Annotated in this window: 20 protein-coding genes; 8 read left to right on the plus strand and 12 right to left on the minus strand. The window is 32.5% G+C overall.

The genetic code is table 11. The features are described from left to right. Window positions 1-12 precede the first annotated feature (12 nt). Both EB819_RS07205 and EB819_RS07210 read right to left on the minus strand, forming a co-directional pair. Window positions 13-1,026, minus strand: coding sequence for an NAD-dependent epimerase/dehydratase family protein (locus tag EB819_RS07205; RefSeq protein WP_069796992.1), 1,014 nt, complete (start codon window positions 1,024-1,026; stop codon window positions 13-15). 2 nt (window positions 1,027-1,028) lie between these two features. Beyond that, window positions 1,029-1,265 carry a hypothetical protein gene (locus tag EB819_RS07210; RefSeq protein WP_069796993.1) on the minus strand — a complete coding sequence of 79 codons (237 nt, stop codon included), beginning with the start codon at window positions 1,263-1,265 and terminating at the stop codon, window positions 1,029-1,031. Between the two features lie 338 nt (window positions 1,266-1,603). Here EB819_RS07210 and EB819_RS07215 point away from each other — a divergent pair, with 338 nt between their 5' ends. Continuing rightward, window positions 1,604-3,274, plus strand: coding sequence for an ArnT family glycosyltransferase (locus EB819_RS07215; protein ID WP_124878702.1), 1,671 nt, complete (start codon window positions 1,604-1,606; stop codon window positions 3,272-3,274). On the opposite strand, the gene EB819_RS07220 is transcribed toward EB819_RS07215, so the two are convergent. The 6 genes from EB819_RS07220 to EB819_RS07245 form a co-directional block, all read right to left on the minus strand. After that, a complete protein-coding gene (locus EB819_RS07220) occupies window positions 3,271-4,044 on the minus strand; it encodes an alpha/beta fold hydrolase (protein WP_069796998.1) in 774 nt (257 codons plus the stop codon). The two genes, EB819_RS07215 and EB819_RS07220, sit on opposite strands and share 4 nt — an antisense overlap. A 505-nt stretch (window positions 4,045-4,549) precedes the next feature. Continuing rightward, window positions 4,550-5,578 (minus strand): phytase, encoded by a 1,029-nt coding sequence (locus tag EB819_RS07225; protein ID WP_069797002.1) that lies wholly within the window; start codon window positions 5,576-5,578, stop codon window positions 4,550-4,552. 11 nt (window positions 5,579-5,589) lie between these two features. Further along, the gene (locus tag EB819_RS07230; protein ID WP_069797003.1) at window positions 5,590-8,406 is read right to left on the minus strand and encodes a TonB-dependent receptor; all 2,817 of its coding nucleotides are present in this window, start codon (window positions 8,404-8,406) and stop codon (window positions 5,590-5,592) included. A 214-nt stretch (window positions 8,407-8,620) separates the two neighbouring features. Next, window positions 8,621-9,397, minus strand: coding sequence for an alpha/beta fold hydrolase (locus EB819_RS07235; protein WP_069797004.1), 777 nt, complete (start codon window positions 9,395-9,397; stop codon window positions 8,621-8,623). A 143-nt stretch (window positions 9,398-9,540) separates the two neighbouring features. Further along, the gene (locus tag EB819_RS07240; RefSeq protein WP_069797005.1) at window positions 9,541-10,260 is read right to left on the minus strand and encodes a pyridoxine 5'-phosphate synthase; all 720 of its coding nucleotides are present in this window, start codon (window positions 10,258-10,260) and stop codon (window positions 9,541-9,543) included. 58 nt (window positions 10,261-10,318) lie between these two features. Next, window positions 10,319-11,554 (minus strand): mechanosensitive ion channel family protein, encoded by a 1,236-nt coding sequence (locus EB819_RS07245; protein ID WP_069797006.1) that lies wholly within the window; start codon window positions 11,552-11,554, stop codon window positions 10,319-10,321. An 82-nt stretch (window positions 11,555-11,636) separates the two neighbouring features. On the opposite strand from EB819_RS07245, the gene EB819_RS07250 reads away from it, so the two are divergent. After that, window positions 11,637-12,122 carry a DUF456 domain-containing protein gene (locus tag EB819_RS07250; RefSeq protein ID WP_069797007.1) on the plus strand — a complete coding sequence of 162 codons (486 nt, stop codon included), beginning with the start codon at window positions 11,637-11,639 and terminating at the stop codon, window positions 12,120-12,122. Between the two features lie 3 nt (window positions 12,123-12,125). Next, a complete protein-coding gene (locus EB819_RS07255) occupies window positions 12,126-12,605 on the plus strand; it encodes a hypothetical protein (RefSeq protein ID WP_069797008.1) in 480 nt (159 codons plus the stop codon). Window positions 12,606-12,767: 162 nt separating this feature from the next. On the opposite strand, the gene EB819_RS07260 is transcribed toward EB819_RS07255, so the two are convergent. Together EB819_RS07260 and EB819_RS07265 are read right to left on the minus strand one after the other, a co-directional pair. Further along, on the minus strand, window positions 12,768-13,409 hold the full coding sequence (locus EB819_RS07260; protein ID WP_069797073.1) for a uracil-DNA glycosylase: 642 nt from the start codon (window positions 13,407-13,409) through the stop codon (window positions 12,768-12,770). A gap of 70 nt (window positions 13,410-13,479) precedes the next feature. Beyond that, the gene (locus tag EB819_RS07265) at window positions 13,480-14,193 is read right to left on the minus strand and encodes a hypothetical protein (protein WP_074650885.1); all 714 of its coding nucleotides are present in this window, start codon (window positions 14,191-14,193) and stop codon (window positions 13,480-13,482) included. Between the two features lie 84 nt (window positions 14,194-14,277). On the opposite strand from EB819_RS07265, the gene EB819_RS07270 reads away from it, so the two are divergent. Both EB819_RS07270 and EB819_RS07275 read left to right on the plus strand, forming a co-directional pair. Further along, the gene (locus EB819_RS07270) at window positions 14,278-16,428 is read left to right on the plus strand and encodes an endonuclease MutS2 (protein ID WP_069797010.1); all 2,151 of its coding nucleotides are present in this window, start codon (window positions 14,278-14,280) and stop codon (window positions 16,426-16,428) included. An 84-nt stretch (window positions 16,429-16,512) separates the two neighbouring features. After that, entirely contained in the window at window positions 16,513-17,709 is a 1,197-nt protein-coding gene (locus EB819_RS07275) for an MFS transporter (protein WP_069797011.1), read from the plus strand. Window positions 17,710-17,747: 38 nt separating this feature from the next. Here the strand turns inward: EB819_RS07275 and EB819_RS07280 are convergent, their stop codons facing one another. Then, on the minus strand, window positions 17,748-18,695 hold the full coding sequence (locus EB819_RS07280) for an isopenicillin N synthase family dioxygenase (RefSeq protein WP_069797012.1): 948 nt from the start codon (window positions 18,693-18,695) through the stop codon (window positions 17,748-17,750). Window positions 18,696-18,756: 61 nt separating this feature from the next. Next, window positions 18,757-19,344 (minus strand): HD domain-containing protein, encoded by a 588-nt coding sequence (locus EB819_RS07285; RefSeq protein ID WP_069797013.1) that lies wholly within the window; start codon window positions 19,342-19,344, stop codon window positions 18,757-18,759. A 169-nt stretch (window positions 19,345-19,513) separates the two neighbouring features. Here EB819_RS07285 and sqr point away from each other — a divergent pair, with 169 nt between their 5' ends. From sqr to EB819_RS07300, 3 genes are all read left to right on the plus strand, one after another. After that, window positions 19,514-20,761: a type III sulfide quinone reductase, selenoprotein subtype gene (gene sqr / locus EB819_RS07290; protein WP_069797014.1), complete on the plus strand. Its 1,248-nt coding sequence runs from the start codon at window positions 19,514-19,516 to the stop codon at window positions 20,759-20,761. 79 nt (window positions 20,762-20,840) lie between these two features. Then, window positions 20,841-21,149, plus strand: coding sequence for a TusE/DsrC/DsvC family sulfur relay protein (locus tag EB819_RS07295; protein WP_069797015.1), 309 nt, complete (start codon window positions 20,841-20,843; stop codon window positions 21,147-21,149). A gap of 100 nt (window positions 21,150-21,249) precedes the next feature. Continuing rightward, window positions 21,250-21,768, plus strand: a complete 519-nt coding sequence (locus EB819_RS07300) for a DsrE/DsrF/DrsH-like family protein (protein WP_069797016.1) — start codon at window positions 21,250-21,252, stop codon at window positions 21,766-21,768. The last annotated feature ends 87 nt before the right edge of the window (window positions 21,769-21,855 follow it).

The raw sequence follows: 21,855 nt of genomic DNA on the forward strand, positions 1-21,855 counted from the left end.
AACTTCCAGCTTCTAACTCCCTACTTCCTTTCTCTTTAAATAATTTTCTAAATGAAAAGCTAAACTTTCTTCCACAGTAATGAATTGATAATTAAGCTTATCTTTTATTTTTTTATTTGATATTTTATTGAATTCGGTAACCGATTGTACGTTTACTTTATTCGCCATTTTGAGCGGAGAAATAAGCCAACCTAAAATCGTATTCAAGAAAACGCCAACTTTTAATAAATTATTTGGAACAATTTTAACGGTTGGTTTTCCTAGTTTTTGTTTGATAAAATTGGCAACGTCTTGGTATTTTTTATTTTCAGAAATTAAGATAAATCTTTCGCCAAAAATATTTTTTTCCATCAATTCAATGGAAATCTGAGCCACATCTCGAACATCTACGTAAGAAGTTCCTCCAGAAAATGTATAATCATTTTTTTCAAACTCCATAAAGAGGGTTCCGCTGCTTTCTTTCCAATTGCCAGAACCTATAATTAAACCAGGATTTACAATTACCGTGTTTAAACCTTCTGCTGAAGCTCTCCAAACTTCCATTTCCGAAAAATGTTTAGAAATTGCATACGCAGAATGGTCGATTTTCGGGTTAAAATCAGAACTTTCGTCTAATTCTCCGTTTTCATTCAATCCATCTAAAACCGCGATAGAACTTACAAAAAGGAATTTCTTCACCGAAGAATTTTGACAAGCAAATAGAAGTTGTTTGGTGCCTTCAATATTAGTTTGATACATTTTTTTTTCATCTTTAGGATGAAAACTCACTTTAGCGGCACAATGATAAACCTCTTCTACTCCATTTAAGGCGTTTTGTAGCGAATGAATATCCTCGAAATCTACTTCTATCCATTCTATGGAATCAAAATATTCATTAGGAGTTTCTGTATAAAATTGAAATGATTTTCTAACCTCCTGCAGATTGCTGGATTTTCTTTTTGTAGCGCGTACTGTTTTGCCACGTTTTAGCAGTTCTAAAACGATTACTCTTCCGAGAATTCCTGTTGCACCTGTAACTAATATCATTTTTATGAAGGGTGATGGATGTTAGATGATGGATGATTTTGGAAAATATTCCTTGCAAAAATAACATTTATAATTGCAAAAACAATTAATCCAATCCCAATAAACAAATAATCTTTTAAAGGTAAATTTTTAAATTCTGGATTTTGAATTTTATCTGTTAGCGCCCAAAAATAAATCCCAAATAAAAAAAGATTAAAAAAGATTGAGATTATTATTGTAATTTTTGCAATCTTTCTCATTGTTGATACACTTTTTTATACAAAATAAAATTTAACATTGTAATAAACACCAAAATTAACCCAGAAACTAAAAATTCTATTGGATTTAAACTTTTCATTTCATTAAATCTGTAAAAAACTGCAATTAAATAGAATATAAATAAGACTGAATTAACAATAACCGAACAGAAAAAAAATGTCTGAAATATTATTTTTAAAAGTGGCTTCATTTAGAAAATATTTATTTTCAATAAAAAATTTATTAAATCCTAAAGATAGAAAGATTTATAGAAATTTAAAGAATTTTAATTTTGCAATTTAGACGATAAAGTTTGTTATTTTTGCAAAAAGCAAAAGATATGTCTGAAATTCTAAAAAATCCACATAAAAAATTTTATTTCTTTTTAATTCTCATCACTTTGGTGAATCTTTTACAGGCATATTTTACTGAAATCACTTTAGACGAAGCCTATTACTTTCAATATGCTAGAGAATTAGACTGGGGATATTATGACCATCCACCGATGGTTGCATTGGTCATTAAGATTTCGCAGCTCTTTTTTGATGGAAATCTGGGAGTAAGATTTTTAACCGTTTTATTATTTTCTGGAAATTTATTTCTCATTTGGAAATACCTTTTGCCTCAAGATAAAGCCTCTTATGTAAATGAATTTATCATTCTATCACTAGGCTTAGTCATGATGAATGCTTATTCCTTCATCACCACGCCAGATGTTCCTTTGCTATTTTTCGGGACAATATTTTTTATTTTGTATAAAAGATTTACCGAAAAACAAAATTTCTGGAACGCAGTTTTATTAGGAATTTCTGTAGCATTGCTTTTTTACAGTAAATATCAAGCGGTTTTATTGGTGTTTTTCGTGGTGATTTCTAACTTAAAAATGCTGACAAAACCTTACATTTATCTTGCAGGAATTGTAACTTCTCTATTGATGATTCCGCATTTAATGTGGCATATTCAGCATGATTTCCCGACGTTTCAATATCATTTAGTAGACCGTTCAGAAAAGTTTAAAATCAAATATTTCCTAGAATATCTACCGAATCAGTTTGCGGTTTTCAATCCGTTTATTTTAGTTCCTTTTGTGATTTTACTTTTTAAAAATAAATACCAAAATCTTCAAGAAAAAGCCTATTATTTTGTAAGTGTAGGTTTCTTGGTTTTCTTTGCTTTAACCAGTCTTAGAGGACATGTAGAACCACACTGGACAGTTATTGCATCTATTCCTATGGTGATTTTATTTTTACAATTTATCAAAGAAAAACCATCTTGGCAAAAATATGCGCGCACTATCGTTTTAGGTTCACTGGTTTTGGTTTTCACCACCAGAGTTTTATTGCTCACAGACCTTTTACCTAAAAAACTAGAATTCACAGGTAAAGAACAGAAATACAAAGCTTTAGCTGAAAAAATAGGAAAAACTCCCGTTTTATTTACTGGTTCATTCCAATCGACTTCTTTGTACAACTATTTTACAGGAAATGAATCTTCAACTCTAGGTTCTTTAAATGTGAAAAAAACACAATTTGACATTTGGAAAAGAGAACAAAACTATTTTGGAAAAAGAGTTTTTGTAGAAAAACCAAACACACCAAGATCTCAAAAAATCATTGATGAAAACAATATTAATTTCAATGGTTTTTATGTAGAACATTTCCAAACGCCCAACCGATTAAAAATAGAATTTGAGCTTCCTTCCGAACAACTCAAAAACAATCAAATTATCCCGATTACGATTTATAATCTTACCAAAAATGCTGTTGATTTCAATCATCCTGAAATTCCAGTGACCATTACTGCTGTATTTTTGGCGCATAGAGAAACAACGGATATTCCTACAGAAATTGAAAAAATGCCAACCGTTTTAAAACCTGGCGAAAGTTTCAAAACTCAGATTAAAATCAACACGCAAAACCTAAAAGCTGGCGATTACAATTTCGGCATTACCACCAATTGTATTTTGGGAAATGCTTATAATTCGAAATTTGTAAAAGCAACGGTAAATTAAGTCAAAAACTCTTTTACCGCTTGATTGAAATCTTTTGGATTTTCGGCTTGAAGCCAGTGTCCTGCATTAGCAATAGAAACCAATTGATATTTCGGGAATTGTTGGCGCATCAATAATTCATCTTGCGGAAGAATATAATGAGATTTTGCACCTGCTAAAAACAAGGTTTCGCCCTCGAATTTTCCAAATTTTATGGCATTGGCAACGAAATCATTGTATTTTTCTGCCAAAGTATTGATATTAAAACGCCAATTGAGTTTTTTATCTTCCGTCCAATACAAGTTTTTAGTCAAAAACTGAATTACAAATTTCTCTGGAATATACTGAGATAAAACATTTTCTACGTCTTGTCTTGATTTTACTTCATCAAAATTTACCGATTGAAGCGCTTTGATAATTCCTTGATGATGTGGAGGATACGCTTTCGGAGCAATATCTGCTACAATCAGTTTTTCAACTTTTTCAGGATAAGAAATTGCGAAAGTCATCACCGCTTTTCCACCGAGAGAATGCCCGAGAAGATTGGCTTTTTCAATGCCGTGAAAGTTCATATAATTGAGAATGTCATCTGCCAAAACTTGATGATTCATCTCATCTGAATGGAAACTTTTCCCGTGATTTCTCAAGTCAATTAAATGAGTTGGAAACAATTCTCCAAACTCTTTTCCGAAACTTCCCCAATTATCTAGCATCCCGAAAAGTCCATGAAAGACAAGCAATGGCGTTCCTTTTTTTTCTTGTCCGTATATTTTTGAATGTAAAATTTGCATATTTTTTTCACGCAAAGTGCGCAAGGATTTTTTATTTATTTCTAAAGCTCGCAAAGAAAAATCAATTTTTAGAATACAATTTTTCTCGCTGATTTTGCTGATTGAGCAGATTTCTATTTTTTCAAAATTAAGGAATCTATTTTATTTGAAATTTCGTTGTGGTAAAATCTAATTCCGTTGATGTGAGGTTTGTCAATTTCAAAAAATTCTTTGGGTTGATTAGCATTTTTAAAAATTTGTTTGCCCAACTTAAAATTTACCACTCTATCTTCTTTGCTATGAACTATTAAAATTGGTTTTTTGAAATTTTTCAAATTTTGTCTGTTGTTGTAATTATTACTAATTATTAAACCTCCAATTACCTGAAAGTCAATTATTAACAAAAAAATTGCACAAAAAACTACTATTACAAAAGTTAGAAAAAGTTTATTGAGTTTCATGTTACAAATATAAAAAACCTCGTTTCAAATTGAATGAAACGAGGCAATAAAAAGTAAAAATGTAATTATTTTGTAGAATTAATTTTAGCTTCTAGGTCTCTCCAATCATAGATATGGAAGACCTTGCCATTGGTCATTGCTACAAAAATTCCCTTTGGAAATTGAGCATTGAGATTGACCGCACTAACATCTGAACCATCACTTTCTAAGGTAGAAACTGGTATTTCGGCTATCCTTCCTTTTGCAGGGTTTTCCCTTAAATAAACATTAAACATATTGGCTTGCTGATTAGAAACCAAAATATAGCCAGTCTTTTCTGAAGTGGGATAGATAGAAATTCCTTCTATATCTTCTTTGAAATCTCCCTTTCCGAAAAGCAAAAGTTCATCATTTCCTTTATTAGGGTCAGCATAGTATTGATGTACCGCAAAACCTTCATCAGAATAATAAATATATCCTAAAGCATCATCTACAGCAATACTCTCTATTTCTTTACCTCCATTGAAATTTCCGAATTTTCTTACCAATTCTCCAGTAATTTTCCCTTCTTTTTCTACCAATTTATATTGCCAAAGATAGCTTCCTGATGGACCAGTTTTTCTACCAACTATGGCATATATTTCTTGGGTTTCAGGATTTTTATACAGAGAAATTCCCATTGGACTTCTTTGCTGTTCGCCGTCAAAAACACTAAATTCTCCTACTTCTTTTAATTCTGGAAGACTATATAGTTTCACCTTGTTGGTTTCTCTTTCGGTAAGAGCGGCAATATCAATATTTTGACCATTTAAAACAAATCCGTAGCGCAAATCTACATTGTTTGGGCGCTTTAGATTTGGTACTTTATTCACAATTTTACCGGTGATATCAAAGGCAAAAAGGCCGCCATTAGTGTCTTTATCTGTTCCTATGATGATGCTTTTGGAGGCGTCTGTTGGGTGAATCCAAATGGCAGGATCATCGGTGTCAAAATTTACTTTTTCAGTAATATATATTGGTTTTAACTTGTCATTATTTAATCCTGAGCCAACTGATGAACAACTAGCTAAAATGATAACTAATGATAAATAGGCTATATTCTTTAAAAATTTCATAAATCGATAAATTAAAAATCAAACTTTAAACCAGCTGTAAACCTTGGTTTGTAATATTCCATTTGCATAGTTCTAGCAGATACCCCTTGGTAATATCTTAACGGTTGGTTGGTCAAATTATTGGCTTCAACAAAGAATCTTAACCAATCATTAATAGAATAAGAAGCATTTGCATCTAAAAAAGTTTGTTTGTCATAATATCTATCTTCAAAATCACCTCCTCCTAACTCATCTAGATAAGCTGCAGTATGATTAAGCGATATTCTGGCAGAAAATCTTTTGTTTTCCCAAGAAAGTGAAGAATTAAACATATGTGGTGCTGTCCCTGGCAACATAAGACCTTTTCTTAAATCTCCATCTGCATTGTAAATTCCTTTGGCTTCAGATTTGGTGTAAGTATAGTTAACATATACTCCAAAATTCTTTAAAAAACCAGGTAAGAAATCTAGTTGTCTTTGTAGCGCAACTTCAAAACCATATACATTTACACTTTCTCCGTTTTTAGGATATAGAAGGGTGTAATTTTGACCTGGGACTAATGAATTTGGTAAGTCTGGAAACAATTCTGAGAATTTGTCGTAGGTAAAATTTTGGTCTCTATAATCATAGATAAAATCATTGATTTTTTTATAAAATCCGCCTACCGAAAGTAAACCTACTGATTTGAAATAATATTCTCCCATGAGATCAAAGTTATGAGCAAATGATGATTTCAAATCTGGATTCCCAGCAGTAATGTCTCTGTCATCTGGAATAATACCAACGAAAGGGGATAATTTGTAATAACTAGGTCTAGCCAATGCCGTAGAATAGGCCGCTCTAACAACAATATTGGTTGTAGGGGAATACTTGAAGGCTAAGCTTGGTAAAAAGTTGGTATAATCATTTTTTATTCCTCTGGTTGCTGTTAGTTTTTCTTCGTCTTCTACCACGTTTCCAGTATAATTGGTATGGGTATTCTCTACTCTTACCCCTGCAATCATAGATAGTTGATCTGTGAAATTTTGATCCCATCTTACATAACCTGCATAGATTTTTTCGTCTGCTGAGTAATTTGCAAAAAGAAATTCTGAAGGCTTTTCGCTTTTCTTAAATAATGAAGGATTATGTAAGTCTAAATTTCCTAAATATTGATTAGATACAAAATATCCTGGACTGTACTTAGAATTCGGATTAAATTTTTCTCCTCCCCAAAAAACCAAGTCAGTTTGGTCCATTGTATTCATGTTAGAACCTGTAGGTTTGTAAGAGAAGAAATCATTGTCTCTTTCTTTGGTTTTTAATCTGGTTTTAGCTCCAAGTCTTAATCTTCCTTTTTGCCCTTCGATAATAGAAAATGGTAATCTAAAATTAAATCTAGCTGTAATTTCTTCCTCATAAGTAAAACCATTTTGGTCTGTTAGATCTTGTAATTTTAATTTATTAAGCGCAACTGGAGTGGTTGGTTTTAGAAGTGGTTCTTCTGGAGAATCAAAATTTTTATCAAAAGAAACACCACTTACTCTGTAATGAATGTATCTTTCGTCTGGTCTTTGTTCTTCAGCTTTAGAGTAAGATGCGCCCCAATTCATTTCTAATTTACTCCCCAAAACGTGTTCGCCATTTACAGCATAGTTTTGCATAATCTGTCTTTCTAATCTTGTATTATCATTAAGGTTGTTATTAACCCCTCCTTTGGTTTGATAACCTGCTCTACCAGTAAATCCAGAAATAATGGTTTTTGCTGCATCAGAATACACAGGTACTATGCTACTGTATCTTAATCTATATCTGTTTTCCCAGTCATCTCTCCAGTTATACATGGCTGAAAAACGAATTTTGTTTTTGTCATTAAATTTAAAATCCAAATCTGCTCCTACACTTTTTCTTTCTCTTTTTACATCATATTTTCTGATGTCCATTTCTTCAATATATACATTTCCTGCATCATCTTTTGCCCAAACAGCTTCTACATTATCAGAACCATAATCGTTATTATTATAAGACCCATTAAGAACCATTCCTAATTTATTATTCAAAAATCGGTTGCTGTATACAAAACTGGTATTGTAAAGTGCTTTTTCTCTAATCGGATTATAACCAGATGCAGTAGAAAGCGATATTCTCTCTTTGGCAGAAGCACTTCTTGTAATTAAATCCACAGAACCTCCAATAGCATCAGCATCTTGGTCAGAAGTAAGGGTTTTATTTACTTCTACAATTTGTATCATATCCGAAGGAATAAGATCCATTTGTACTTTTCTGTTGTCTCCTTCTGCAGAAGGTATTCTACTTCCGTTAATGGTTACAGAATTCAACTCTGGAGCTAAACCTCTGATGATAATGTCTCTAGCTTCACCTTGATCATTTTGCATCGTTACACCAGGTACTCTTTTTAGGGCATCTCCTATATTAGAATCAGGAAATTTACCAATTTGATCGGCCGAAATTACATTGGTAATATTAGCATTACTTTTTTGCTTATTCAATGCTCTTGCTTGATTTTGCAAGTTAAAACCAGTCAATTTTACTTCTTTTATTGTAACTTCCTTTTTATCAAAAACAATGTTTTGTTTTGTGTTTTTTTCTGCATCTACCACCAATTCGTATTCTCTACTTCCGTAACCAATGTAGTCAACCTTCATGGTATATTTCCCTGCTGGTACATTTAGGAAAACAAAATTTCCGTATTCATCTGAAACGGTATATATATTTCCTGGAGATAAGGTAATTTTAGCACCTGGAAGTGCAATTTTAGAATTATCATTAATATTACCAGAAACGGTTCCAGTTTGTGCATAAATAAACAATCCTGCACACAAAAAAATAGTAGTAAAGATTTTTTTCATAACTTCTTATTAAACTGACGCAAATGTAGAAGTATGAAAACAGAATAATCTTAATTGAAATTTAAAGATATATTAAAAAAATATAAATCAATCAAAAGTATAATTAAATTTAAAACACTGATAGTATGACAATTAAATAAAATTAAATATAAGGAATTCTATCAAAAATTAAAATTAATTTAAAACAAAACTATCTCAATAAAATTTAAAATTATTATTGAGATAGAAATTCTTTGACCGCAAAATTAAAATCTTTCGGGTTTTGTGCTTGTACCCAATGCCCCGAATTTTCTATGGTAACCAATTGATATTTAGGAAATTGTTGACGTATCAATAATTCATCTTGTGGAAGAATATAATTCGATTTTGCACCTGCAATAAACAATGTTTCGCCTTCAAATTTCCCAAATTTTATCGCATTCGAAACAAATTCTGTGTATTTTTCTGCCAAAGTATGGAGATTGAAACGCCAATTGAGTTTTTTATCTTCCGTCCAATACAAATTTTTAGTCAAAAACTGAATTACAAATTTCTCTGGAATGTACTGAGCCAAAACGTTTTCCACGTCTTGTCTTGATTTTACTTCATCGAAATTTACAGATTGAAGTGCTTTTATAATTCCTTGATGATGAGGAGGATATGCTTTTGGAGCAATGTCTGCAACAATGAGTTTTTCTACTTTTTCAGGATAAGAAATGGCGAAAGTCATCACTGCTTTTCCGCCAAGAGAATGCCCGAGAAGATTGGCTTTTTCAATGCCGTGAAAGTTCATATAATTGAGAATGTCATCTGCCAAAACTTGATGATTCATCTCTTCTGAATGAAAACTTTTTCCGTGATTTCTCAAATCAATCAAATGAGTTGGAAACAATTCTCCAAACTCTTTTCCGAAACTTCCCCAATTGTCTAACATCCCGAAAAGTCCATGAAAAACGAGCAATGGCGTTCCAGATTTTTCTTGTCCGTATATTTTTGAATGTAAAATTTGCATATTTTTTTTCACGCAAAGTGCGCAGAATTTTTTATTTATTTCTAAAGCTCGCAAAGAAAAATCAATCTTTAGAATACAATTTTTCTCTCTGATTTTGCTGATTGAGCAGATTTAAAATTCTCAACTATCAATTTTCAATTGATTTACCATTTCGCCAATCTCTTTAAATACACTTGAATAGTGTTCTCTAAACCCAAATACAACGCTTCAGAAATCAGAGCATGACCTATTGAAACTTCCAATAAATTAGGAATATTATCTGCGAAATATTTTAAATTATCTAAACTCAAATCATGACCTGCATTAATTCCTAAACCATATTTTGTAGCTTCTACAGCGGTTTCATAGTAAGGTTTTATAGCGGCTTCTTTGTCGGTTTCGTAATTTCTGGCGTAAGCTTCTGTATACAATTCAATTCTGTCTGTTCCTGTTTCTGCTGCAAATTTTACCATTTCTGGATTTGGGTCAAGGAAAATAGACGTTCTAATCCCTGCATTTTTAAATTCTGCAATCACGGATTTCAAAAAATCTAGATTTTTTTCACAATCCCAACCTGCATTAGAAGTGATGGCATCATCTGCATCTGGAACCAAGGTAACTTGCTCTGGTTTTACTTCTAAAACCATATCAATAAAAGGACGATGAGGATTTCCCTCGATATTAAATTCTGTATACACCAAAGGTTTCAAATCGTACACATCTTTTCTGGTGATATGTCTTTCGTCTGGTCTTGGATGGATGGTAATTCCTTGTCCGCCAAATTCCTGAATTTTGATCGCTGCTTCGGTTACACTAGGAGTTTCTGCGCCTCTTGCATTTCTGATGGTCGCTATTTTATTGATATTTACTGATAATTTTGTCATTTTCTGTTGTTGGTAATTTAATACTTGGTTCTTTTTTCTTTTTAATTGGCTCTTTGACTTACGCTTTTGCCACTTGCATGATTTCAAGGTCAAATTCTTGTGCTGCGGTAAGAATATGGTCAAAAATATCTGCCTGAATTCTTTCGTAATCTACCAATTCTGCTTTGTTGGCAAAACAATAGATTTCCAAAGGCATTCCTTGAGGTGAAATTTCTAACTGACGAACCAAAATGATTTCGTCTTGATCTACTTTTGGATTATTTTTGAGGTAATTCAACACATAATTTCTAAAAAGTCCGATGTTGGTTAACTGTTGACCATTGATAATTCTTTCAGCATGTGGAATATTCTTCTTGCTTTCTGCAATTTCGCGAAGTTTTCTATCCATATATTCAGAAATCAAGTTGATGTCTTTTACTTTTTCATAAAATTCATCATCCACAAATTTGAAAGACTTGATATTGAAATAAATCGAACGCTTAATTCTTCGGCTGCTTCCTTCGTACATTACTTGGTGATTTCTGATTTCCGTAGAAAGCAAATCATAGGTAGGAATCGTGGAAATGGTTTTGTCAAAATTGACAATTTTAGTCGTCAATAAGTTGATATCTTGAATATTTCCTTCAATATTATACTTCGGAATTCCAATCCAGTCGCCTACTTTCATATTTTTGGAAGTAGAAACGTGCACTCCAGTTACAAAACCTAAAATGGTATCTCGAAAAACCAATAAAATAACGGCTGTAATTGCTCCTAAAAAGGTAATTACCGTATTAAGGCTGATTCCAAAAATGACAAAAATTCCGATAATGGCGAAAATGACCATTCCAAAAATTCTTAAACTTTCAGAAATTGCTTTAATTGCTGTAATCCTGTATCGATCTTCTTTGTGAATGTAATATGCCTCAAAAGTTTTCACAATTCTATAAGCCAACATGGTAAAAACCAAAACTTGCCCAAACATTAATAGTCTTTCAAAAAAAGTAAAACTTTTAGGATGTCGCCAAAAAATATCATCTATGAGCCAAAAACAAAATGCTAATGAAAATAAATGTGCAATAGAGTTTTGAACCTTAGCTTTGTAGGCAAATTTTAAAAATTCATTATTAGAAATTCTGACAAAAATTCTTGAAATGAGAGTAATTGTAACTCTCAAAAGAATATCAATCACGAAAAAAAACGCAAAGAGCAAAAGCATTTTTAACCCAATTTGAAAGGGCAAAATAAGACTGTCTGTAAAATTATCTTTCACAAAAAAATGAATCTGTTCGCTAAAACTTTTTAGAAATCCCATATTAGAAATTTACGCAAAAATAAAAAATATCATTGGGAATTTGCTTTTATTTATTACTTTTAACCAAACTAATTAAAGATTTATGGAGCAAAATATTATTACCATTGTCTCTCTTATCATCATAGGAATAGGAATTCTAGGAACTTTCTTGCCTATTTTACCAGGATTAGCGGTGAGTTTTGTAGGATTAATTCTTTACAAATACGGTGCAAATCCAGATTTTTCTGTTTGGTATATTGTCATTTTTGGGATTTTAACGCTCATTTCATTGGTGCTCAATTACATTATTCCCATCAAAACCACAGAGAAATATGGCGGCAGCAATTACGGAAAATATGGAGGTTTCATTGGGACGATAGTTGGACTATTTTTTCCACCACTTGGTTTTCTTATTGGTATGTTATTAGGTGTTTTCTTAGGCGAACTCTTGCATGATAGAAACGACAAACAAAAAGCACTCAAAGCTACAAAAGGTGCTTTCATTGGCTTCATCTACGGAACGGGTTTTAATCTTATGATAGGATTGGCAATGTTTTTGGTAGTACTTATTAATATCTTCAATTCTTAAAATATGAACACTAAATTCTTAATATTAGCAGCAGCTACCTTTTTGGTAACTCAATGCACTTGCCAACAAAAATCTACAGAAATGAAAATGCCTGTAACCAGCTCTAAAGAAGTAAATTCTACCTATCCTACAGAAAAACCAGAATCTGGCGTTACTCGTTTGATAGAAAAACAAAATATCTTTTTAGAAAAAGAAAAAGTAAACATCACCTTCAATAAAGTGACCGAAGACAACAGATGTCCTATGAACGCTCGTTGTGTTTGGGCAGGTTATGCTTCCGCAGAAATAGAAGTGATGAGTGTGCATTCTAGACCTAGAAAATTCATCGTTTCTACGATAGATGATGCTGGAAAAAACCTTAAAAATTCTTTCGTTTTTAATGGTCACAAATACACGCTTGTTAATTTTTATCCCGCTAATTCTACAGAAGTAAACTTTGAAAAACTGAAAGGAAAATACGTGGTAGATATTAAAGTAGAATAATTTTTGGGCGTGTCTTTTTCTCCAAAACTTTTGCCAACAACCGAAAAAAGACCGTGCTTTCCGTTACAATCTTTTTTTCGGCGGCTTCGTCAAGCTCAGCCACAAAAAAAAGGATTTCCACTGCAATCGCTCACGCAAAAGAACGGTAAATCATAAAATTCACTACCAATTTATCGGTTTCTTATTTTTAGAAATCAGATATTCATTAATTTTAGAAAAAGGTCTGCTTCCATAGAAACCTCTGTACACCGAAAACGGAGAAGGATGCGCCGACTGAATGATAAAATGCTTCGTTTCATCTATGAGCGAAGCTTTTTTTTGTGCAAAAGCGCCCCACAAAACAAAAACTACATTTTCCTTTTTCTCAGAAATTTCTTTAATGATAAAATCTGTGAATTTTTCCCAGCCCAAATCTTTGTGAGAATTCGGTTCATGCGCACGAACTGTTAAAGTAGCATTCAACAATAAAACACCTTGTTTCGCCCAAGAATCCAGTTCGTTACTGGTTTTTTCAATTCCCAAATCGTCTTTCAGTTCTGTAAAAATATTCTTCAAAGAAGGTGGCGCTTTTACCAAATCAGAAACCGAAAAACACAAACCATTTGCCTGAAAATCATTATGATAAGGATCTTGACCAATAATTACAACTTCAACGTCCTCAAAAGGCGTGAGTTCTATCGCTCGGAAAATTTGATTTTTTGGTGGGAAGCATTTGGTGGTAGCATATTCATTTTTTACTTTTTGCCAAAGCGTTTCAAAATATTCTGTATTTTTTATTGGGGCAAGAATTTCTGTCCAAGTCATGATTTGTTGTAAAGTTGTGAATTTGTTGAGTTGTAAAATCGTCATTGCAAGAAACGAAAATCTTTTGAAATTATCTGAATTGTTCTTCGTTTATACTTCCATCATATTCTCTTGAAACAAAATCTAAAATTTTAAATCTTAATTTTGTTTTATAATTTCCTTTGTAGTGAAACATTGAAGTAATAATAATTTCGTTTGGAGGTAAACAAACTAATTTAAAAAAAGAGCCACAATTATATGGAAACTTATTTACTTCAATCCATTTTCCTTTTTTATTTTTCGCTTCTAATATTAGCGGAAAATAACCTTCTGTTCCTAAACTCAAGGTATCTTTTGAAACATTTTTAATATATATGGGAAAACTTTTATAATAGTCTAGATTAATATCATCAAAACTAATAATTGTATCTTTTTCATTGAATTCAAGAGTAATATTTCCTTTTTTAATCAATTGATACTTGTGAAAATCTTTTAAATATTTCATCAAATCTTCCCAAATCATTTCTTTTTTCAATCTATATTTTTTCCACTTCTTATCTTCATTAGAACTTACCAAAGGTTCAGGAGGAGGTGGTAAAAAAAGATTATCTAACAATTCTAAACTATCTTTTATTTTTCCAATATACATGATATTAGATGTTGCATAATCCTTTTCTTTTATATTTTTTATTTTTAAATTTTGAACACTATCTTGAATTATTGTTATGTTTTTGGAAAATGTTTGAACTTCCTTTTTACAAGAAATCAAACTTAAAACAGTAAAAATTGCTATTAGTTTTTTCATAAAATCCATTTCCTCAAATTTACAAAAATCATCGGAACGATTTTACAACTTTACAATTCAACGACTTTACATTATCTTTGCATTGTGCAAGTAACCAAAGAAAATTTACAAGAATTAGAATTCCCGAAATTGCTCGCGGAAATTTCTCCTTATGCGTATTCGCCAAAAGTGGCAGAAAAAATCCTTCATCTCAAACTTTTAAAAATAGATGAAGCAGAAATTACTTTGAAAAAAACTGCCGAATATCTCACGAGTTACGAGAGTTCAAACGCAATTCCGTTTAGTGAATACGAAGACATAGAAGCAGAACTCAAGGTAATGCATATCGAAAATTTCAGGTTAGAAAACGCTGCTTTTATCAAGATTAAAAACCTCACCGAACAAATCGGGAAATTGCAGAAATTCTTTCCCGTGCTTGCCGAAACCTTCCCTATTTTGCTGGAAGAAGTGATGCAATTGGATTTCAAAAAGGAAATTGTAGATAAAATCGACAAAGTTTTTAATCGTTTTGGCGAAGTAAAATCTGAAGCTTCTCCTATTTTAAAATCTTTGAGAACCGAAATTCAGCACGCTAAAAAACACATTCAAGAGAATTTTAGCAAAACGCTTTCTCACCTTTCTTCAACCGATTTTTTAGATGAAATTAAAGAAACGGTGATTGATGACCAAAGAGTTTTGGCAGTAAAATCTGGCTTCAAAAAACGTGTTCCTGGTAGAGTTTTAGGCGTTTCTAAAACAGGTTCTATCACTTACATTCAGCCAGAAAGTGTTTCTAGACATTATTTTAAACTTCGTGAAGCGGAAGAAGAAGAAAAGAAAGAAGTGGATAAAATTCTGCGAAAACTTACGGCAGAAATTGCCATTTTCGCACCTGAATTAGAAGAATATCAAAAATATATATTCGATTTAGATATCACCAGAGCAAAAGCCAAATTTGCAGAAAAAATTGGCGGCGTTTTGCCGAAAATCAATCGTCATAAAACCATGAGATTGGTCAACGCATTTCACCCGTTGCTTTTATTGAGAAACCGAGAAGAAAAAAAGGAAATCTATCCGCAAACATTGACTTTGACGGAGCATAACCGAATTCTCTGTATTTCTGGACCAAATGCTGGTGGAAAATCCATCACGCTGAAAACCGTTGGTTTGCTTCAACTCATGATTCAGAGTGGAATTTTGGTTCCTGTTCATCCGAAATCTGAAATGTTCTTTTTTGAAAAAATTAGAACGGATATTGGTGACAATCAATCTATTGAAAATCACCTTTCTACCTACAGTTCTCGACTCAAAAAAATGTCTGGAATTATCAGAGAAGCTGATGATAATACTTTGCTTCTGATTGATGAATTCGGAACGGGTTCTGATCCAGAATTAGGTGGCGCTTTAGCAGAAAGTTTTCTAGAATTTTTTTACGAAAAAAAATCTTTCGCGATTATTACCACGCATTACACCAACATTAAATTGGTGGTAGAACAATTGCCCAATGCGACCAATGCGGCGATGCTTTTCGATGAATATTCATTGGAACCTTTATATAAATTAGAAGTGGGACAAGCTGGAAGTTCTTTCACTTTTGAAGTGGCAGAAAAAAATAGAATTCCAAGATTTATCATTAAAAATGCTCGTTCTAAAGTAGAAAAAGACGTGGTAAATCTCGATAAAACCATCGTGAAATTGCAACAAGAAAAATTTGAGGTTGAAAAACTGAAATCTAACCTTGTCGAGCAAAAAGAATCGGTAGAAGATAAGCGTGAAAATCTGCAAAAACTGAATGAGCAACTTCAACAAAAACTGTATAATTTTCAGAAATTGTATGAAGAAGAACATCGAAAATTACAGTTTGGAAATAAAATAGAAGCCTTTATTGATGGTTATCTGAAAGGAAAATCCAGAAAAGATATCGTGAAAGATTTTGTAAAAATTCTGGAGCAGGAAAAATTCCGAAAACTAGGCTCAGACAAAGCAGAATCTGAGAAACTGAAAGTTACCAAACGTAAAGTAGAACAACAACTGAAAAAAGAAAACATACAAGTTCAAATTGCAGAAACCAACCAAAAATTGGAAGAAAAAACGCAAAAAGAACGCGCCGTTTGGATGAAAGTTGGTCAACGTGTAAGAATTGCGGGTTCTACTTCTGTGGGAACCATAGAAACCATTCACAAAAACGGAAAAGTAACCGTGAATTACGGACTTTTTAAAACGCAAATTTCTCAAGACGAGTTGGAGAGAATTTAATAATGAAAAATTAAAAACTCTCGCTGATTGAGCGAATTGGGCAGATTAATTTTTCCAATAATATGCATGATTACTAAAATCTGTATGAAAATTAATATGAAATCAAACACCATCAAAAATCGTGATTTACAAATTGCTATTGCAGTATTTTTGGCGGGATTGTCATGTTTTGGATTGTTGTATTATTATCAAGCATTGCTTCCTGATTTGGTAGAATATTTCAAAATCAATAAAGCCAAAAGCAGTTTTGCGGTTTCTTCTGCGACTTTGGGAATGGCTCTTGGTTTAATTACTTCCACTTTCTTAGCAGACCGATACAGCCGAAAAAAAGTTATCGGATATTGTTTATTTGCATCGGCAGTTTTAGCTTTTACCTCATCATTTTCTGAAAATTTCAACGTGCTGATTGCGCTTAATTTCTTGAAAGGATTTTTGCTTTCGGGTGCTACTTCGGTTTGTTTGGCTTACATTGCAGAAGAAGTTTCAGAAAACAGAAAATTAAGAATTACAGGATTTTACATCGCAGGAAATGCAGTGGGCGGAATGGTAGGAAGAGTGATTTCTTCTCAGGTTTCACATTATAAATCTTGGCAATTTGCTTCAGAATTTATTGGAATTTGGTGTCTTATTTTTGCTGTTTTATTTTTTATACTCGCTCCTAAATCACAAAATTTCAAACCAAAGAAAGAATCGTTTAAAACTTTAATAGAACCGAATTTCAAACTCATTACTCATCCCAAATTATTGCCTTATTATATTACAGGTTTTCTTTTGCTGGGAACGTTTGTCAGTTTGTACAATTACATGGCTTTTTTCTTGGTCAAAGCACCATTTAACATTTCCAGAAGCTGGATTTCTTATGTTTACGTACTCTATATTTCTGGCGTTTTTGGTTCTATGAATGTCAGTTTTTGGGAAAGAAAACTCAAAAATTCTGAAAATGTTTTAAAAACCATGAGTTTAGTCGGAATTCTAGGAATTCTCTTCTTTTTCCTGCAAAATACGATAGCTGTGATTGTAGGATTAGCCGTTTTCACGTACAGTTTTTTCGTAGCGCATACCGTTTGCAGTAAATCGGTGGGGAATTTTTCAAAAGAAAAAAGAACGGTAACCATTGCGTTTTATTTGCTGCTCTATTACTTTGGCGCAAGTACTTTAGGAAGTTTCAGCGGTGTGATTTTACAGAAATTAGATTGGCAAGTTTTCTTGGTTTTTCTCACTCTTATTTTCGGAATTATTTATTTGATTTTTGCCTTACAAAAAGAAAAAATCGAACCTTAAAAAAGATTCGATTTCTAAAATTTATCAATTTTTTCTGATTATTTAATCAATCCTAATTCTACTAATCTTTCGTGCAAGAATTCTCCAGCAGTCGTGTCTTCGTATAATTTAGGATGGTCTTCGTCAATACAATTTTCTAAACAGTTTAACGGCATTTCGCTTACTGGATGCATGAAAAACGGAATAGAATATCTAGAAGTTCCCCATAATTCTCTCTCTGGATTTACCACTTGGTGAATTGTAGATTTCAGTTTATTATTGGTGTGTCTAGAAAGCATATCGCCCACATTAATCATCAATTCGTCTGGTTGAGCAATCGCATCTACCAAATTTCCTTCGTGGTCTCTTACTTGCAATCCTTTTCCGTGAGCTCCCATTAAAAGAGTGATTAAATTAATATCACCATGAGCTGCTGCTCTTACTGCATCTTTTGGCTCTTCCGTAATTGGTGGATAGTGAATTGGTCTAAGAATACTGTTTCCTTCTGCTACAAATTTATCGAAATAAAACTCATCTAAACCTACATATAATGCTAAAGCTCTCAATACATAAATTCCAGTTTTTTCTAACATTTTATAGGCTTCTTTTCCTACTTTGTTAAATTCTGGCGCTTCTGCAACTTCTACATTTTCTGGATATTCTGCTAAATATTTAGAACCTTCTGGTAAATATTGTCCGAAATGCCAAAACTCTTTTAAATCTGCTGCTTTGAAGCCTTTTGCAGTTTCTTTTCCGAAACCTACATAACCTCTTTGACCACCAATTCCAGGAATTTCATATTTTGATTTTGCTTCTACAGGAAGGCTAAAGAAGTTTTTGATTTCGGCGTACAATTGGTCTACTAAATTTTGGTCTAAGAAATGACCTTTTAGCGCTACGAAGCCTATTTCTTCGTATGCTTTACCAATTTCATTTACAAATTTTTGTTTTCTTGTTTCGTCTCCCGAAAGAAAATCGCGTAAGTCTACGCTAGGAATTTTATTCATTTTTAAATAATTAATCGTTAATCTCCGGGATGCGAAAATAGAGAAATTTATTGAATAAGTGCTATAAAAGTTTATCTTCGTCAAAAGCCTTTCTAATCAGCACATCAAAAGTATCAAGCATATCTTCTGAAGCCAATTCTATTCTCGGACGAAGCATTTTTTGCACCTTCTCGAACTCTACTCCTGCTTCTATCCAACTCAAACCATTGTTAAAACAATTCATCACAAAAGGAATCATTCTGTCTACAGCACTTGCAAAAATGGCGGTTTCGGTTTCTCCAGCTTCAAATTCTAACCAAAGATTCATAAATTCTGATTTCATAGGTTCAGCCAAAATTCCGAAAATTCTTTCAGCAGAAGCCAGTTCACGCTCGAATTTCCCTTCATTTGCTTTTTCATCATAGAAAAATGTATCTCCTGCATCTATTTCTACCACATCATGGATAGAAAGCATTTTAATTACTCTTCCTAAATCTATTTTTTCTTTGTTTCGAGCATAGGGAAAAAGTATCTGCGCAAAAACAATTACTTGCCATGAATGTTCTGCTGTATTTTCTCTTCGGGAATTGTCATGATTAAAATTTCTACGGATTACGTTTTTGAGTTGGTCTAAAGTAAGGATGAACTCTATCTCTTTTTCTAAGTACATTTTCTATTTTTTTACAAATTTAAGTCAAATAAAAATAACGGATTTTATTTCGATTTTAGTGACAAAAGTCATTGAGGTTGTGTAATATAAGTTACACAAGTCCATTTTGTGCTGATGTAACTTTGTACAAGAAAATTAAGAATTACTCATTCTTATAAAGTTAGAAAATATGAAAAACTTAGTAATCTTAGGAGCAGGAACCGCCGGAACTATGATGGCGAATCACCTAGTAAAAAAACTGAATAAAAAAGATTGGCAAATTACTTTGGTAGATCAATTTAAGTCTCATTACTATCAGCCAGGATTTTTATTTATTCCTTTTGGAACCTATCAACCAGAAGATGTAAAAAGAACGATTGATGAATTTTTACCAAAAGGAATTCAACTTATTCGTGAAAAAATCGACAGAATAGATAAAGATACAGATACCGTTATTTTAGAAAGCGGAAGAAATGTAAAATATGATATTCTCATCATTGCTACAGGTTGTAAAATCGCTCCAGAAGAAGTTCCTGGAATGAAAGGAGACACTTGGCAAAAAAATATTTTCGATTTCTACACTTTCGAGGGAAGTTGTGCTTTGGCAAAAAAATTAGAAACTTGGCCAGGAGGAAAATTAGTTGTTCACATCACCGAAATGCCAATAAAATGTCCTGTTGCTCCGCTAGAATTTGCATTTTTAGCAGACGACTTCTTCACCAAAAAAGGAATGAGAGACAAAGTAGAAATTTCTTACGTTACTCCACTTTCTGGTGCATTTACTAAAGAAAAATGCACCAAAGCTTTAGAATATCTATTAAAAGATAAAAACATCAAGATTGTTCCTGATTTCGCAGTAGAGCACATAGAAGGAGAAAACGGAAAAATGTTCGATTACGGTGGCGAAGTGGTAGATTTTGATTTATTAGTTACTGTTCCTACCAATATGGGAGATGAATGTATTCTTCGTTCAGGTTTTGGAGATGATCTAAACTATGTTCCTACTGATAAAAATACCTTACAAAGTAAAGTAAAAGAAAACATTTTCGTAATCGGTGATGCTACGAATGTTCCTGCTTCTAAAGCTGGTTCTGTAGCACATTTCGAAGCCGAAATTCTTACTGAAAATATTCTAAAATATATAGAAGGAAAACCACTTAATCCAGAATTTGACGGTCACGCCAATTGTTTCATAGAAACAGGAAAAGGAAAAGCATTATTGATTGACTTCAATTATGATGTGGAACCATTAAAAGGAAAATTCCCATTTGCTGGAATCGGTCCGCTAAATTTATTAGAAGAAAGTGCTTTTAACCACTTCGGAAAAATGGCTTTCAAATGGGTGTATTGGAATATGCTTCTTCCTGCTAGAAAAATACCTTTCGTAACGCCTACTATGAGCAGAGCAGGAAAGAAATTTGACAAAGAAACAGTATAAAAGTGAATAGTGAATTCGCTGGGCTGTGAACGGTGAATTTCTAAAATTTCAAAAAAATTAACAAAAAAATATTATCAAAATGGAAAAAACTTATGCAGGTTTTACAATCAATGTAAACGACGAGGGATACCTTACAGACATGAACCAATGGAATCACGAAGTAGCTAAAGAAATGGCTAAAGAAGACGGTTTAGAATTAGGAAACAGACATTTCGACGTGTTAGAATATTTAAGAGACCAACAGAAAAAAGATGTAGCATTAACCATAAGAGGCGTAGGAAAATCTGGCGTAGTAGATATTAAAGAATTCTATGAATTGTTCCCAAAAGGACCACTTAAAATCTCTAGTAGATTAGCAGGAATTTCTAAACCAAAATCTTGTATTTAAAAAGGATTTAGGAATTAGAATGAAGGGATTAGTAAATTGATTTTTTTTCAAATACTAAAAACCTAATCCCTCAAGCCCTCAATAAATAAAACAAAAAAATATGGAAACTACATTATTAAAAAATCCATTAGCAGATTTAGATAAATCTCTAAAACCTATAGAAAAAGTAATGGTAATCATTTCTAAAGGAACTTTAGAAAGTGTTTACGCAGGTTTTATTTTGGCAAACGGTGCGAGAATGGAAGGTATGGAAGCAGAAATTTTCTTTACTTTCTTCGGACTAGATGCTGTAATTAAAGACAGACTAAAAGACATTCATGTGGCTACTGTGGGAAATCCTGCAATGCACATGCCTACCATGTTAGGAGGTTTACCAGGAATGGAAGCTCTTGCTACCAAAATGATGAAATCTAAAATGGAAAAACTAGACATTCCGCCAATTGATGAATTTATAGAAATTTTATCAGCTTCTGGTTGCAGACTTTGGGTTTGTAAATTGGCTTTTGAAATGTTTGATTTAAAAGAAGAAGACTTAACTCCAGAAGTGGAAGGCATCTTAACCGTAGGAGATTTCTACGCAAGAGCAGCTGGAGAAGGCACTCAAATTATTTTTATCTAAATAAAAACTTTTGTGTTGAAAAAATCCTCACCGAGAAATTGGTGGGGATTTTTATTTTTTCTAAATCCCACCAACTATTTTCAGTAC

Source organism: Cloacibacterium normanense, from assembly GCF_003860565.1.
Classification (GTDB): domain Bacteria; phylum Bacteroidota; class Bacteroidia; order Flavobacteriales; family Weeksellaceae; genus Cloacibacterium; species Cloacibacterium normanense.

Excerpts from the sequence above, each read along its gene's own strand:
- EB819_RS07205 (WP_069796992.1), bottom strand. The coding sequence starts at position 1,026 with ATGATATTAGTTACAGGTGCAACAGGAATTCTCGGAAGAGTAATCGTT.
- EB819_RS07210 (WP_069796993.1), bottom strand. The coding sequence starts at position 1,265 with ATGAGAAAGATTGCAAAAATTACAATAATAATCTCAATCTTTTTTAAT.
- EB819_RS07215 (WP_124878702.1), top strand. The coding sequence starts at position 1,604 with ATGTCTGAAATTCTAAAAAATCCACATAAAAAATTTTATTTCTTTTTA.
- EB819_RS07220 (WP_069796998.1), bottom strand. The coding sequence starts at position 4,044 with ATGCAAATTTTACATTCAAAAATATACGGACAAGAAAAAAAAGGAACG.
- EB819_RS07225 (WP_069797002.1), bottom strand. The coding sequence starts at position 5,578 with ATGAAATTTTTAAAGAATATAGCCTATTTATCATTAGTTATCATTTTA.
- EB819_RS07230 (WP_069797003.1), bottom strand. The coding sequence starts at position 8,406 with ATGAAAAAAATCTTTACTACTATTTTTTTGTGTGCAGGATTGTTTATT.
- EB819_RS07235 (WP_069797004.1), bottom strand. The coding sequence starts at position 9,397 with ATGCAAATTTTACATTCAAAAATATACGGACAAGAAAAATCTGGAACG.
- EB819_RS07240 (WP_069797005.1), bottom strand. The coding sequence starts at position 10,260 with ATGACAAAATTATCAGTAAATATCAATAAAATAGCGACCATCAGAAAT.
- EB819_RS07245 (WP_069797006.1), bottom strand. The coding sequence starts at position 11,554 with ATGGGATTTCTAAAAAGTTTTAGCGAACAGATTCATTTTTTTGTGAAA.
- EB819_RS07250 (WP_069797007.1), top strand. The coding sequence starts at position 11,637 with ATGGAGCAAAATATTATTACCATTGTCTCTCTTATCATCATAGGAATA.
- EB819_RS07255 (WP_069797008.1), top strand. The coding sequence starts at position 12,126 with ATGAACACTAAATTCTTAATATTAGCAGCAGCTACCTTTTTGGTAACT.
- EB819_RS07260 (WP_069797073.1), bottom strand. The coding sequence starts at position 13,409 with ATGACTTGGACAGAAATTCTTGCCCCAATAAAAAATACAGAATATTTT.
- EB819_RS07265 (WP_074650885.1), bottom strand. The coding sequence starts at position 14,193 with ATGAAAAAACTAATAGCAATTTTTACTGTTTTAAGTTTGATTTCTTGT.
- EB819_RS07275 (WP_069797011.1), top strand. The coding sequence starts at position 16,513 with ATGAAAATTAATATGAAATCAAACACCATCAAAAATCGTGATTTACAA.
- EB819_RS07280 (WP_069797012.1), bottom strand. The coding sequence starts at position 18,695 with ATGAATAAAATTCCTAGCGTAGACTTACGCGATTTTCTTTCGGGAGAC.
- EB819_RS07285 (WP_069797013.1), bottom strand. The coding sequence starts at position 19,344 with ATGTACTTAGAAAAAGAGATAGAGTTCATCCTTACTTTAGACCAACTC.
- sqr (WP_069797014.1), top strand. The coding sequence starts at position 19,514 with ATGAAAAACTTAGTAATCTTAGGAGCAGGAACCGCCGGAACTATGATG.
- EB819_RS07295 (WP_069797015.1), top strand. The coding sequence starts at position 20,841 with ATGGAAAAAACTTATGCAGGTTTTACAATCAATGTAAACGACGAGGGA.
- EB819_RS07300 (WP_069797016.1), top strand. The coding sequence starts at position 21,250 with ATGGAAACTACATTATTAAAAAATCCATTAGCAGATTTAGATAAATCT.